The organism is Oleiphilus sp. HI0080 (genome assembly GCF_001635135.1).
The window spans coordinates 1-308 of the sequence record NZ_LWFU01000867.1 but is presented as its reverse complement, the minus strand read 5'-3'; the positions used below and the strand labels follow the sequence as shown (position 1 = coordinate 308).

At 46.8% G+C, this 308-nt stretch carries 1 protein-coding gene; it reads right to left on the bottom strand.

The window, feature by feature from the left end:
- Positions 1–279 (bottom strand): hypothetical protein (locus A3751_RS17430; RefSeq protein ID WP_156492578.1); only part of this gene is annotated, 279 nt, incomplete at its 3' end.
- Between the last annotated feature and the right edge of the window lie 29 nt (positions 280–308).

Sequence of the window (308 nt, the reverse complement as noted above, 5' to 3'; positions counted from 1 at the left end):
ACAAAACACCTCATCGGCATGCGCCGCAGCCAACAAACCCTTTAAGATCCTAGGTTTAAGCAAAGGGAAAGCGCGCTTTAATTCATAGCAGGCTTGGGTAAACTCTTTTCCATCAATTCGCTGCTCCAAGGCATCTGCGCCAATATGGATTCCACTCGCCTCTTTTGCTGCAGCCAGTGCATCCGTTTGCTGTTGGCTACCTTGCGTCCCCATAGCCAAAAATTTTGCGAGAACAATTTTATAAAAGCCCGAAATGCTTTGCAGATTGCGATACTTCAAGGTGGGCGCTTTTGCATACCCAAAATGAA